Source organism: Synechococcus sp. PCC 7336 (assembly GCF_000332275.1).
Classification (GTDB): Bacteria; Cyanobacteriota; Cyanobacteriia; order Thermostichales; family PCC-7336; genus PCC-7336.
The window spans coordinates 2,373,813-2,387,551 of record NZ_CM001776.1; the positions used below are offsets into that span (position 1 = coordinate 2,373,813).

The 13,739-nt window shown below is 56.4% G+C and carries 8 protein-coding genes; 7 read left to right on the forward strand and 1 reads right to left on the reverse strand.

The annotated features are described in order from the left end of the window. Positions 1-80: 80 nt before the first annotated feature. Entirely contained in the window at positions 81-980 is a 900-nt protein-coding gene (gene glyQ, locus SYN7336_RS11275) for a glycine--tRNA ligase subunit alpha (protein ID WP_017326046.1), read from the reverse strand. A 191-nt stretch (positions 981-1,171) separates the two neighbouring features. Between glyQ and SYN7336_RS11280 the strand changes: the two genes are divergently transcribed. The 7 genes from SYN7336_RS11280 (at position 1,172) to SYN7336_RS11315 (ending at position 13,490) form a co-directional block, all read left to right on the forward strand. Continuing rightward, a complete protein-coding gene (locus SYN7336_RS11280) occupies positions 1,172-1,669 on the forward strand; it encodes a host attachment protein (RefSeq protein ID WP_026100917.1) in 498 nt (165 codons plus the stop codon). A gap of 206 nt (positions 1,670-1,875) precedes the next feature. Then, positions 1,876-2,091 carry a hypothetical protein gene (locus SYN7336_RS11290; RefSeq protein ID WP_017326049.1) on the forward strand — a complete coding sequence of 72 codons (216 nt, stop codon included), beginning with the start codon at positions 1,876-1,878 and terminating at the stop codon, positions 2,089-2,091. Between the two features lie 666 nt (positions 2,092-2,757). Then, positions 2,758-7,347, forward strand: a complete 4,590-nt coding sequence (gltB, locus tag SYN7336_RS11295) for a glutamate synthase large subunit (protein ID WP_017326050.1) — start codon at positions 2,758-2,760, stop codon at positions 7,345-7,347. 57 nt (positions 7,348-7,404) lie between these two features. Then, positions 7,405-8,889: a glutamate synthase small subunit gene (gene gltD / locus SYN7336_RS11300; protein WP_017326051.1), complete on the forward strand. Its 1,485-nt coding sequence runs from the start codon at positions 7,405-7,407 to the stop codon at positions 8,887-8,889. 112 nt (positions 8,890-9,001) lie between these two features. Continuing rightward, on the forward strand, positions 9,002-10,996 hold the full coding sequence (locus tag SYN7336_RS11305) for a CHASE2 domain-containing protein (protein WP_026100918.1): 1,995 nt from the start codon (positions 9,002-9,004) through the stop codon (positions 10,994-10,996). Between the two features lie 208 nt (positions 10,997-11,204). Beyond that, on the forward strand, positions 11,205-11,678 hold the full coding sequence (locus tag SYN7336_RS11310; protein WP_017326053.1) for a hypothetical protein: 474 nt from the start codon (positions 11,205-11,207) through the stop codon (positions 11,676-11,678). Between the two features lie 210 nt (positions 11,679-11,888). After that, positions 11,889-13,490: a SpoIID/LytB domain-containing protein gene (locus tag SYN7336_RS11315; protein WP_017326054.1), complete on the forward strand. Its 1,602-nt coding sequence runs from the start codon at positions 11,889-11,891 to the stop codon at positions 13,488-13,490. Positions 13,491-13,739: the final 249 nt, after the last annotated feature.

The window sequence follows — 13,739 nt, forward strand, 5'->3', positions numbered from 1 at the left end:
TAAAGTTGCGCTTGGCGACACCGCATCAACTCGCACCACACAGCTGTCATGGCTTGAAATCCCGATCGCGATTGCTAACATTAAGGAGCCAACCCAGCCGTCATCTCTGCCTGCTTCTCCAATAGCGGAAAACCCAGTTCCTCTCGCTGCTGCAAATATGCCCGTGCCACCCGCCGAGCCATGCCCCGCACGCGATCGATAAACCGATTCCGCTCCGTCACCGAAATCGACCCGCGCGCATCTAAGAGATTGAACGCATGCGAACACTTGAGCACATATTCGTGGCTGGGCAAAATCAGATCCAGATCGAGTAACTTCAATGCCTCTGTTTCGTATAACTCGAACAGTTGAAACAGGATTTCGGGGGTGGATGCCTCAAAATTGTAACGACATTGCTCGATCTCCCCTTGCAGGTGAACGTCCCCATAGGTGAGCTTGTCATTCCAGCGAATCTTGGCGATCGCGTCTACGTTTTGCAAATACATCGCCAGCCGTTCTAAACCGTAGGTCATCTCAATCGAGACCGGCTTGCAATCGATGCCGCCACATTGCTGAAAATAGGTAAACTGAGTCACCTCCATGCCGTCCAGCCAGACTTCCCAGCCCAACCCCCAGGCCCCCACAGCGGCGTCTTCCCAGTTGTCTTCCACAAAGCGAATATCGTGCTCCTCGGGATGGATGCCCAAAGCCCGCAGCGAGTCGAGATAGACCTCTTGAATGTCGTCGGGAGAGGGCTTGATCAGCACCTGATATTGGTAATAGTGCTGAAAGCGATTGGGATTTTCGCCATAGCGGCCGTCAGCCGGACGGCGACAGGGTTCCACATAAGCCACCGACCAAGGCTCGGGGCCAATCGCCCGCAAAAACGTGTGGGGACTCTTCGTGCCCGCACCCTTTTCCGTGTCGAAGGGTTGCGCAATTAAACAGCCGCGATCGCCCCAGAACTGGTGTAGCGTCGCAATCGTTTCCTGAAAATTCACCGTCAAACTCCTTCAGACAGCCTGCGCACCCTATCAAACCTAACGCACAAGGGGGACCGCTATACCGGCAGACTGTGGCGCTCTGCACTGGACCTCAAACACTCGACAATCTTAAGCTTCGTGCGCGATCGCTGTACGGAGCGAGATCGCCTGCTTAGGATTGAAGTAGAGGCGTATCGCTGGAGATAATGATGAGCAAATATCTAGTGGTCGTAATGGATGGCACCAAAGCCCGTTTTTTGACCTTAAAGCCCGTAGATTTTCCAGAACACGAATCGGGGCCAGATTTAATCGAGCGGGACGGATTGACGGATGAGGCTAAGGGAATGCACGGCAGCGAGCTGTGGGCCAACGTCCAAACTGGTCGAAATCGCGGTTCGAACAGTCGCGGCCACACCTATGACGATCGCCGCCAAAATCACATCGTGGAATTCGAGCGCCGGTTTGCCCACGCCATTGTGGATAAAATCGTCCAATTCGAGCAAGCTGAAGGGATTCGACGGCTGATTGCGATCGCCGAACCTCAGATCTTGGGGATTGTGCGGGGGTTATTGCCAACTGCATTGACCAACCGTCTCCAAATCCACGACATCGCCAAAGACCTTTGCCATCTCAAACCCCACGAGATCCAGGAATATCTAGCCAAAAAATCCCTCTTACCCGCGCGCAATGCTGTCACGAGAGCGTGAACTCGATCGCCAATTTCGCTGACTGGTCCGCACCCTCGTCCGCCGAGCGATCCTGAGAGATTGTTTCAAACCTTAAACGAATGTAAAAAGTCTCGATGGTTGGTGAATTATTGAGCGATATCGCTACGAGTGAATGAATGCCGACAGTCGAAATAGCTACTATTGTAAGGACTATCAGAGCGCCTACGTAAAGAGGATGTAATCCCATGTTGAAGGCTCCACAAACGATCTATGACAGGCTCAGATTGCTCGAGCAAATAGACGGTATCGACGTTGTGACCAGTGCTTCCTATCGAGAGCTGGCTTACGAAGCCTTAACGAACCCGGAGGTCAATGTCAGTTTGCAGCAGGCGATCGCCGATCGACTCCATCAAGCCAACCTGCAGCTCGGCATGCAAACTGTTGACGGCGATAGTTACTAGATAGGGTGGGGCGAGCGGGGCCGATATGCCTGCTGGAACTCTATAGTTAAGTCCCTTTGTATCCATCGCGTTCGGTCTAAACTGAAAAGGCCGAACGCGATTCTGTTGCTCTAGTCTCGATGGTTGCCGGTAAGCCGGGAACAACCTGAGTTCGATGGCTCTGCATGCCCTCACCCCCGGCCCCTCTCCCAAGTTTGGGAGAGGGGAGAAACAGCCGAAAATCCTTACGGGGCCTTGTTCCCCTGCCCCCAAAGTTGGGGGTAGGGGTTAGGGGAAGGGGGCCACAGGCATCTAGACAAATGGCCAATGTTTCGGAATATGAATTTCGCCAGCAGCATCAATTTTGGGGGAAGGGGCTAGGGGATGGGGGCCAGACACTTGGCGAACTGACGTGGAACACCTTGTATAGACAGACGACACCATTTTTATAGACAGGCCACACCATTGAATCGACAATCTCTGAAGGTCAAGATTTAAGATTTTCCCGTCAAGATCTGAGATTTTCCTTAAGACAGGGCACTGCGACCTCGACCTCGAAGAAGATTCAAATACAATGAGCTCTCCCGGTCAGCGTTTGAGAAGTCGATCCGAACCGACTTGTCACGACTTTTTCCCAGCTCCCTATCACTTCCAACTCCCTATCAGACGTTATTAGCTGCCATTGCCATGAATAGCCATCAACTGCCTCCGAAGCAGGGTCTCTACGACCCGAAATTCGAGCGCGACGCCTGTGGTGTTGGTTTTGTCGTGCAAATGAAAGGGCAGCAATCTCACGACATTGTCGAACAGGCTCTGACAATTCTGTGCAACTTAGAGCATCGCGGTGCTTGCGGAGCCGAAATCAACAGTGGCGACGGGGCCGGAATCTTGCTGCAGTTGCCCCACAAGTTTATGCAGAAGGTTGCAGCAGCAGAGCAGATTGACCTGCCGCAACCCGGCCAGTATGGGGTCGGAATCATTTATGCCTCCCCCGATGCCGACGAGCGAGAGCGGGGTCGGCGGGCCTTCGAACAGATTGCGGCCGAGGAAGGTCAGCAGGTACTGGGCTGGCGGGACGTACCGACAGACAACTCGACGCTGGGCAACACGGCGAAAGCTAGCGAACCCTTTATGCAGCAGGTGTTCGTTCAGCGAGGGGAAGCGATTGCCGACGAGTTAGCCTTCGAGCGCAAGCTTTACATCATTCGCAAGCGCACTCACACTGCCATCCGCGCCACAGATCTCGATCCCTACTGGTATCCCTCCAGCATCTCCTGCCGCACGATTGTCTACAAAGGGATGCTCATGCCCTTGCAGGTGAGGGAGTACTATCCCGACTTGCACGATCCCGATATGGAGAGCGCCCTCGCGCTGGTCCACTCCCGCTTCAGTACCAACACCTTCCCCAGTTGGGAACGCGCCCATCCCTACCGCTATATCGCCCACAACGGCGAATTTAACACTCTGCGCGGCAATACCAACTGGATGCACGCCCGCCAGTCCATGTTTGAGTCAGGCTTGCTGGGGGACGACCTCGCCAAAGCTCAGCCCATCTTCAACATCCACGGCAGCGATTCGGGCATTTACGACAACACCTTGGAATTACTCGTGCTGGCAGGGCGATCGCTACCTCAAGCGGTGATGATGACGATCCCCGAGCCTTGGTCTCAGCACGAGTCCATGAGCGACGAGAAAAAAGCCTTCTACCAATATCATTCCTGTCTGATGGAACCGTGGGACGGTCCCGCCTCGGTTGCGTTTACCGATGGCAAGTCGATCGGGGCGGTGCTCGATCGCAATGGCTTGCGCCCTTCCCGCTATTACGTCACCAAAGACGATCTCGTGATTATGGCCTCCGAGGCAGGGGTGTTGCCGATCGCCCCCGAACGGGTGGCGTTGAAGGGTCGCTTGGAACCGGGGCGGATGTTTCTGGTGGATATGAAAGCGGGTCGCATTGTTGAGGACGCAGAACTCAAGCATCAAATTGCCAGCGAGCAGCCCTATCGCGAATGGCTCGATCGCTTCTTGGTGAATTTAGAGGATCTGGCCGCCGCCCCCGAGCCTGAGGCATCAGACCCCGACACCGTGCTGCAGCGCCAGATGGCCTTTGGCTATACGTTTGAAGAACTGCGCATGTTGCTGACGCCGATGGCGGCGAACGGGGTGGAGGCGATCGGCTCCATGGGCTCGGATACACCGCTGGCGGTGCTCTCCGATCGCCCCAAGCTGCTCTACGAATACTTCCAGCAACTGTTCGCGCAAGTGACCAATCCGCCGATCGATCCGATTCGAGAGGCGATCGTCACATCGGCCCAAACCACCATCGGAGCCGAACGAAATTTGCTGGAGCCCGTACCGGAGAGCTGCCATCTCATCAATCTGAAGACTCCGGTGCTGAGTAACGCGGAACTGGCCAAGCTGAAGTACGTTTCCCAAGGCGCATTTCGGTCGGTAACGCTGCCTATCTTGTTCGATCCCCAGCAGGGGGCGGCAGGACTGGAAGCCGCCATGGACGAGATTTGCGCCCGGGCCGATCGGGCGATCGCCGACGGTATCAGCATCGTCATCCTGTCCGACCGAGGCACAGACCGAGACAATGCGCCGATCCCGGCACTGCTGGCAGTCTCTGGCTTGCACCACCACTTGATTCGAGCTGGGACGAGAACGCGGGTGGGGATCGTGCTGGAATCGGGCGAACCGCGAGAGGTACATCATTTTGCCCTCTTGCTGGGCTACGGCTGCGGAGCCATCAATCCCTATCTGGCCTTCGAGACGTTAGAGGACATGATTCATCAGGGCTTGCTAGTCGATATCGACCCCGACAAGGCTTGTCAGAACTACGTTAAAGCCGTAACCAAAGGGGTGATTAAAATTGCCTCGAAGATTGGCATCTCCACCATCCAGAGCTATCGCGGCGCGCAGATCTTTGAAGCCATTGGCCTGAACCAAGCCTTCATCGATAAGTATTTCACCTGGACAGCTTCTCGGATTGAAGGAGTGGGGATAGAGGCGATCGCCCGCGAGGCGATTTTGCGGCACCGCCACGCCTTCCCCGATCGCGACGTCAACACTCAAACCCTCGATGTCGGGGGCGAGTATCAATGGCGTAAGGACGGCGAACGGCACCTATTCAGCCCGGAAACCATCCACGCCCTGCAGCAGGCAGTGCGGGCGGGGGACTACGCTCTATTTAAGAAATATTCTGCGCTCGTGAACGATCGCAGTCAGGGACACTTCACCCTGCGCGGCCTGCTGGAATTCAAAGCTCGAACGCCAATCCCGCTTGAGGAAGTGGAACCGGTTGAAGCCATTACCAAACGCTTCAAGACGGGGGCCATGAGTTACGGCTCGATCTCGAAAGAGGCCCACGAGTCGCTGGCGATCGCCATGAACCGCATCGGCGGCAAGTCCAACACGGGCGAAGGGGGGGAAGATCCCGAGCGCTATACCTGGACCAACGAGCAGGGCGATTCTAAAAACAGCGCCATCAAACAGGTGGCCTCCGGGCGCTTCGGGGTGACTAGTCTGTATCTCTCGCAGGCAAAAGAACTGCAAATCAAGATGGCGCAGGGGGCCAAACCCGGGGAAGGAGGTCAGCTCCCCGGTCGCAAGGTCTATCCCTGGATTGCCAAGGTGCGTCACTCCACCCCCGGCGTGGGTCTGATTTCTCCGCCCCCCCACCACGATATTTACTCGATCGAGGATCTGGCCGAGCTCATCCACGATTTAAAGAACGCCAACCGCGAGGCTCGCATCAACGTCAAGCTGGTGTCGGCAGTGGGGGTGGGCACGATCGCCGCAGGCGTCGCCAAAGCCCATGCCGATGTCGTGCTGATCTCCGGCTTCGATGGCGGCACGGGGGCATCGCCGCAGACCTCCATCAAACATGCAGGGCTGCCTTGGGAGCTGGGTCTGGCCGAAACCCACCAAACCTTGGTGCTCAACAACCTGCGCAGCCGCATTACCGTCGAGGTGGACGGCCAGATGAAGACGGGGCGCGATGTGGCGATCGCCGCGTTGCTCGGGGCCGAAGAATTTGGCTTCTCCACCGCACCGCTGGTCACCCTCGGCTGCATCATGATGCGCGTGTGCCAGAAAAACACTTGTCCGGCAGGCATTGCCACCCAAGATCCGCGACTGCGGGCCAACTTCATTGGCGATCCCGCCTACACGGTCCACTTTATGAATTTCATCGCCCAGGAAGTGCGGGAGATTATGGCCCAGTTGGGCTTCCGCACCTTCAATGAGATGGTGGGTCGGGCGGATGTGCTGGAAGCGCACAAGGCGATCGACCATTGGAAGGCCGAGGGACTGGACTTCTCCAAGATCCTCTACCAACCACAGGTGGGTCCCGAAATCGGACGCTACTGCCAGATCCCGCAGGATCACGGCTTGGAAAAATCCCTCGATATGACCCTGCTGCTCGATCTGTGCAAGCCTGCGATCGAGCGTGGCGAAAAGGTCAAAGCCACACTCCCAATCGCCAACATTCATCGCGTCGTCGGCACCATCCTCGGCAACGAGATTGTCAAGCGCCACTGGGACGGATTGCCCGACGACACCGTTCACCTGCACTTTCAGGGCAGCGCCGGACAAAGCTTTGGGGCGTTTGTGCCCAAGGGCGTCACCTTGGAACTGGAAGGAGACGCGAACGATTACCTCGGCAAGGGGCTGAGTGGCGGCAAGATTGTTGTCTATCCTCCGAAGGAATCCAGCTTCACTCCCGAAGAAAACATCATCATTGGTAACGTCGCTTTCTATGGTGCCACCAGCGGCGAAGCTTATATCTACGGTGTCGCGGGCGAGCGCTTCTGCGTTCGCAATTCGGGCGTCCGCGCCGTGGTCGAATCCGTCGGCGATCATGCTTGCGAATACATGACCGGCGGTCAGGTGGTCGTGCTCGGACCCACCGGCCGGAACTTCGCAGCAGGCATGAGCGGCGGTGTGGCTTATGTTCTAGACGAGCGGGAGGACTTCGCCAGCCGCTGCAATACTGAGATGGTGGATCTGGAAGTGCTCGAAGAGCCCGAAGAGATTGAGGATCTGCGCCAGACGATCCAGAAACATGCTGACGTTACTGGCAGCAAGCAAGCCCAGCGGGTGGGCGATCGCTGGACCGAGATGGTGCCGAAGTTCGTCAAAGTCATGCCCAGAGATTACAAGCGCGTGATTCAGAACATCAAGAAATCGCTGGCAGAAGGCATGAGCAACGACGATGCGTTAGCAGCAGCCTTCGAGCAAAACTCCCGCGATGTCGCCCGTATTAGCGGCAGTTAGGGCGATCGCCCACTCTCTCTATTTCCATCCCCACCATTAATCCCCCAAGACACCACCATGGGAAAACCAACCGGCTTTATCGAATATCTGCGGGAACTGCCCCCCGAACAGTCGGCGATCGAGCGCATTCGCAACTGGGACGAATTCCACCTGCCGATGCCAGAGGACAACCTCCGCACGCAAGCGGCGCGCTGTATGGACTGCGGCACGCCCTTTTGCCATAACGGCACCGTCATTAACCGAATGGCGAGCGGCTGCCCAATTAATAACCTGATCCCCGAATGGAACGATTTGGTCTATCGCGGTCTCTGGAAAGAAGCCCTCGATCGCCTGCACAAGACCAATAACTTTCCCGAATTCACGGGCCGCGTCTGTCCCGCCCCCTGCGAAGGCTCCTGCGTGCTCGGCATCCACGATCCGCCGGTCACGATTAAGAACATCGAATATTCCATCGCCGAAAGGGGCTGGCAAGAAGGCTGGATCGTTGCGGAACCGCCTGCCGAGCGCACCGGCAAAAAAGTTGCCATTGTGGGTTCCGGTCCTGCCGGTCTGTGTGCGGCTGCCCAACTCAACAAAGCCGGTCATTGGGTCACGGTGTTCGAGCGGGAGGATCGCCCGGGGGGGTTGCTGATGTATGGCATTCCCAACATGAAGCTGGATAAGCAAAAGGTGGTCTCGCGCCGGATCGATTTGCTGGAACAGGAAGGGGTGAAATTTATCTGCAATACTGCGGTGGGTCAGGATCTGCCTGCGGATCGGCTCCTGCAGGAGTTTGATGCCGTGGTGCTCTGCATTGGGGCAGGCAAGCCGCGCGATTTGCCGGTGGCAGGCCGAGAGTTAAAGGGCGTCCACTTTGCGATGGATTTTCTGACGGCGAATACAAAGGCCATTTTGGCTGGCAGTAGGAATAACGAGTTTATTTCTGCCGCAGGGAAGGATGTCGTCATTATTGGCGGCGGCGACACCGGGACAGATTGCGTCGGCACATCCATTCGCCACGGTTGCACCAGCCTAGTGCAACTGGAAATTATGCCCCGTCCGCCGCAAGAACGGGCTGCCGATAACCCCTGGCCCGAGTATCCCAAGGTCTATCGCCTCGATTACGGTCAAGAGGAGGCGGTGGCCAAGTTTGGGAACGATCCTCGGGTTTATCTCAACACGGCGATGAAATTTGAGGGGGATAGCAACGGTCAGGTCAAAGCGGTCCATACCGTGCAGATTGAGTGGGCCGAGGATGATGCGGGGCGCTTTGTACCCCAGCATGTTCCCGGCACCGAGCAGGTGATGCCCGCACAGTTGGTGCTGCTGGCGATGGGCTTTTTAGGCCCCGAGCAACCGCTGATTGACGCCCTCGAACTGGAACGAGATGGCCGCAGCAATGTTAAAGCGGACTACGGGCAATATGCCACGAGCATTCCGGGTGTGTTTGCGGCGGGCGACTGTCGCAGGGGGCAAAGTCTGGTGGTTTGGGCGTTTGATGAAGGGCGGGGGGCTGCTCGCGAATGCGATCGCTACCTCATGGGCAGTACCGACCTGCCTTAAGGGGCTGTGTTCGGATTGAGTTTCTACGTCTCTGCGCAGGCAAGACTGGCAGAGATTGCTCTTGCCAGCCGAGAATGGCGATCGCTTAGACTAGAAACTCTCTCATCGGACGATGCCGCAATTGTCGCCAAACGCTTCAACGTCCCCAAGCACTTCGCGCAGTTCCCGCCAGTGGATGTGGGGGCTAGCTTGGGGGTTGGGCTGGACGATCGCCCTCAACCTACTGGCCAATACCCCAATTGTCTTGCAAGCGGAGCGAGCCCTACAGCGTCAGGTATGGCGCTGGCGCGGCCCCCAAGCCCCTCCCGAAACTGTGGCAATAGTGGGGATTGACGGGCGGATTGAGGGTCGCGAGGCAGGAAATGCCCCAGATTTTTCGTTAGAGCGATCGAATTATGCGGCCCTGACGGTGCGCTTGCTGAAGGAGGGGGGAGCGCGGACGGTGGTGCTCAACTTGCCGGGAAGCTTTGTGGTGCCCCAAACCCTAGGCGATGCCGATCTCGATGCGCCGCTGCGTCGAGTGGTCGAACAACATCCCGATCGCCTCCTGCTAGCCACCCGGACGAGTGAAAGTTTTAGCCAGATTGAAATTCCGATTTTCAACCACTTTATGCCCTTTTCCTTTCGCGATCTGCAGTACATCGTCCCCCCCGAATGGATGCAGGGGTTCATGCAGTTTCGCAGCGACAGTCTGGGGATTGTGCGCCAAATTCAGGTCCGAGAGGAAATGGTGCGGCGAGACAGCCAGCGGCTTCAGCCCTTTTGGGCGGTGGAAGCTCTGGCGATCGCCAAAGCCTTTCCCCATCGCCGCAGCCTCATTCCCGACTCCAACACCCAACTGTTTTATAAACCGTGGGGACCGTCAGGACAGATTCCAATTGTGCCAATTGAGGCGATCTGCCCGCCCCAACCGATTGACTCTTGCCTAGCTCCCCCCGAGTCGGGGGCGATCGCCTCGCTGCGGGACAAGATTGTGTTGGTAGGGTTTGTGGGGGGGAGTCCAGAAGTGGCATCGGTGCGGGCGGCGGATGGCAGCCAACTGGCGGCGGTGGAGTTGCAGGCCCAGGTGCTCTCCAGCTTGCTGCAACAACAGGTCTATCGGGAAGTGGACTCTGCCGTGGCGATGGGGGTGGTGGCGATCGCCGGAGTGGGGACGGGGCTGCTGCTGACGGCGGGCATCAACCTGAAATCCACCAGCTTGGGTCAGCAGCTTAGAAGGCGATCGCTGGTTTTGCGAATAGCCGTTGTGACCACTGCGATCGCGGGCTATTCCAGCGCTGGCATTGCGGCTCTCTGGTGGGGTCAGTGGCTGTGGCCGCTGGCGCTGCCGGTTTTGGTCGGCACAGCCACTGCCATTTGCACAATTTTGACGGTGGTGTTGTTGCACAATCGCGATCGCCTGCAGGCTCAGCAGCGGGAGTTGGAGATTCTGCGACAGGCAGAACAAGAAGCCGCCATCCACCAAGCCCGCAAGTTGCTGTATCGGGTAGCCACCGACATTCACGATCGCGAGTTGCAAGAACTCAAGCTGGCCATGGACGAGTTGGAACTCTTGCAGTGGCAGGACCCCAACCTCAAAGTGGATGGCTTGCTCGACCAACTAGAGCACATCGGGGCAGGCATTCGCAGCCAACTCAACGATGCTCGCATGCTGGCCAGCAAAGTAGGAATTTCTGCCAATCTCAAAGAGGGACTGCATCGCGGCATTGCCGATCACATTGGCGAGCTGATGGATGAAGGCTGCCTCACGATTGAAGTGAAGCAAAACTTGCCTCCCCTGCAAGAGCCCCACACCAGCGATTGGTTCGACGCCCGCGAAGACATCTTTCGGTTTGCCCGAGAGGCGATCGCCAATGTCATGCACCACGTTCATCCCCCTAGAGGATCGGCGACTTACATGCACATCGAGTTGGTTCGGGAGGGCAATCGTTGTTTGCTACAGGTGACGAACGATGGCGTCGAGCTGGTGCCAGCCAAAAAAGGGGGTTACGGTACCAAGGCGATGAACACTATTGCCGAGCAATTACCGAATGGTCAGTGGGAGCGCCAGCATTTAGCGGATGGTCGCACAGTAGTGAGTTTGAAATGGGATCTACAGCCAGATTAAGAATTATTGAGATTTAACTTTCAGTGATGCTGAGACTGAAAGGCGACTGTCATTCGAGTTCGCCTGCGAAGTATCTCGGATTGTTTCGGTACGGTAATGTTGCTGGAATTCTCAGCATCGATCTTTCAGAATCTAAATAGAACAATCACCAGATTGGCAATGAGGTTTTTGTCGACTAAATAATATAACTGTAAGGGAGATTACGATCGTGCTAGAGTCAGCAGCACCCGTCGATCGCCGCCAGCAAATTACTGCCCTGTGGACAGCCTTCTTACTCGGACTCTTGTTTCATACCCAACTGGGCTTAATGCCGCTGTTTCACGGTATCGATGTCGCCCACGCACACCTGCACGATACGGGCTCGGTAAAGATGTCGCTCATTTTGTGGCTGATGCTGGGGTTCTTTCTACTTCCCTTAATTGCAATTATAGGAACTGTCTTTTGGGGCTCTATTCAATACCGCAGAGCCCATTTCACCGTAACTGTTGCCTATTCGGTCATGAACTTTTTACATGTCATTGCCGATTTGCAGGTTCGCCCAATTGAGTGGTATCAAATTCTATTGATGGTATTTTTGTTTGTCATTGGTTTGCTATTAAATAAAGTTGCTTTTGAGTGGATGCGAGAGGGGGACAGACGGCATCCTGCACGAAGCGAATATTCCACCGCAATGAAACGATAGAAGGCACTATTTTTGAAGGTGCTGGGTTGAAATATTCTTGCCCACACAATCTAAGCCTGCAAAATTCTGTAGACCGTCATGTGGCTGGGGCATATGGATCGAAGCAAAGAAACCCTTGCTCATCTCAACATCTCATCACTTCAGACATCGAGGTCTGTTCCGCCCCCGAAAAACTTGGCATGATGGAGAGCATGAGCTTTGGGTGAAAACATGGCGATGAAAACTCGCGGCTGGCTGGTAGCCGCAGGCGTCGGAATGGGGTTTGTCGGTACAGCAATTTGGGGCGGTAGCACTGGTGCAGCTCCTGCCAACCCAGACTTAGAAATCGGCATCGTGCAGCGATTTGGGGAAAGTTCGACCGATCGCCTCAACATCTCCACTAGCGGCGGCGCACACTTGGTGATGGAATACGACGATGCCAGCGGTGAAGAGATCGTGCGGAACGTCCCAGCGATCGCCATTGGCATCCACAACCGCTTGCTCGATCGCCCGTTTGAGGACAGTCGACTCATCCTCAGTAGCCACCGCAGTTTCGAAAGTGCTGCGGCCAGTGCCGAGGAATGGGAGGCCAGAGGTGTGCGCACGCTCGTGGTCCAACCGGATGAATGGCAGGTGTGGGCGCATCCAGAGGAATACACGCTTACCGCACGCTTAGAAATTTTGGAGCGAGCTCGAGCGCAGAACCGCCCTGGCGTTCGCCTCGAACGGCAACTCATCTCCACCAACCCCGAGCTCAGTTGGACCATTCTGGGAGAAACCTTTACCGATCGCGAACTGCAGATCCGCTCCAGCAATGGCTCTCCCCTCACCGTCAACGGCAAAACCTACGCCGGCACCCTCACCCTCCAGCCCAACACTTTCGACACCTACACCCTAGTCAACACCGTCCCGCTCGAAACTTACCTGCGCGGCGTCGTTCCCCACGAGATCGGCCCCGGTGCGCCATTCGAAGCCATCAAAGCTCAAGCCATTTTGGCCCGTACCTACGCCCTCCAAAATCGACACCGTTTCACCCCCGACAACTACGAGTTGTGTGCTGACACTCAATGCCAGGTCTATCGAGGGCTGAGCGGTACAATTCCTAGTGCCGATCGGGCGATCGCCTCAACTGCAGGATTAGTGCTCACCTTCGACGGGCAATTGGCAGATGCAGTCTACTCCTCTACAACGGGAGGCATCACGGCTGCTTTCAACCACATTTGGGATGGCGACCCCCGCCCCTACCTGCAACCAATCCCCGATACCTTATTACTCGGACAACAGGTGGTCGATCTCGACCTCACCCGCGACGATCATTTCCGCCGATTTCTCAGCCTGCGCTCGGGCTTTAACGAAACAGGTATCTCCAATTACTTCCGCTGGGAAATTCCGCAACCCCTGCCCAAACTGACCCACAATTTGCAGGAAAATCAAAAATATCTCAGTCTGCCCTTTCCCCCCTACCAATCCATTGCCAGCCTCGAAATTTTGGAGCGATCGCCGAGCGGTCGCGTGCAGGCATTAAAGGTGAATCTGCGCCAAGCGGACAGCAACATCATTCCCGTCACACTCCGAAAAGATGCGATTTTACTGGGTTTGCGAGCGACCTATAGCTTGCTGTTTACGGTTGACCCGATCGCTTCAGGTGGGGTTTTGCGCGGATATAACTTCAGCGGTGGCGGCCTCGGTCACGGGGTAGGGATGAGCCAGTACGGCTCGTACCACTTAGCCCGCCAGGGATACCGCGCCACTGACATTCTGGCCTTCTACTATCCCGGCACCACCCTCACTCCCCTCACTCCTGCTCTTGCCGCCCTCTGGCCAGCCAACTAACGGTTCTGGGCGAGTTCCTCATTCTCTCGTCAAGCTGACAGCGCCGCACGTAGGTCCGCGAGCTGGTGCGGGATCTCTCAATCAATGGACATCGCTTGAGACTGACGATCGCCTGCCATTATTACGGAACCAATGTATTCCTGGCACTTGTTGTGGATAAGCCGCCCGCTATATGGTTGCTGCGGTCAAGCGGGACAACGGGTGCAAGCCAGTTGCAATCAATACTGCGTAGTTGCTCTGAATCCTTAC

Excerpts from the sequence above, each read along its gene's own strand:
- gltB (WP_017326050.1), top strand. The coding sequence starts at position 2,758 with ATGAATAGCCATCAACTGCCTCCGAAGCAGGGTCTCTACGACCCGAAA.
- SYN7336_RS11290 (WP_017326049.1), top strand. The coding sequence starts at position 1,876 with ATGTTGAAGGCTCCACAAACGATCTATGACAGGCTCAGATTGCTCGAG.
- SYN7336_RS11280 (WP_026100917.1), top strand. The coding sequence starts at position 1,172 with ATGAGCAAATATCTAGTGGTCGTAATGGATGGCACCAAAGCCCGTTTT.
- SYN7336_RS11315 (WP_017326054.1), top strand. The coding sequence starts at position 11,889 with ATGGCGATGAAAACTCGCGGCTGGCTGGTAGCCGCAGGCGTCGGAATG.
- SYN7336_RS11305 (WP_026100918.1), top strand. The coding sequence starts at position 9,002 with ATGCCGCAATTGTCGCCAAACGCTTCAACGTCCCCAAGCACTTCGCGC.
- gltD (WP_017326051.1), top strand. The coding sequence starts at position 7,405 with ATGGGAAAACCAACCGGCTTTATCGAATATCTGCGGGAACTGCCCCCC.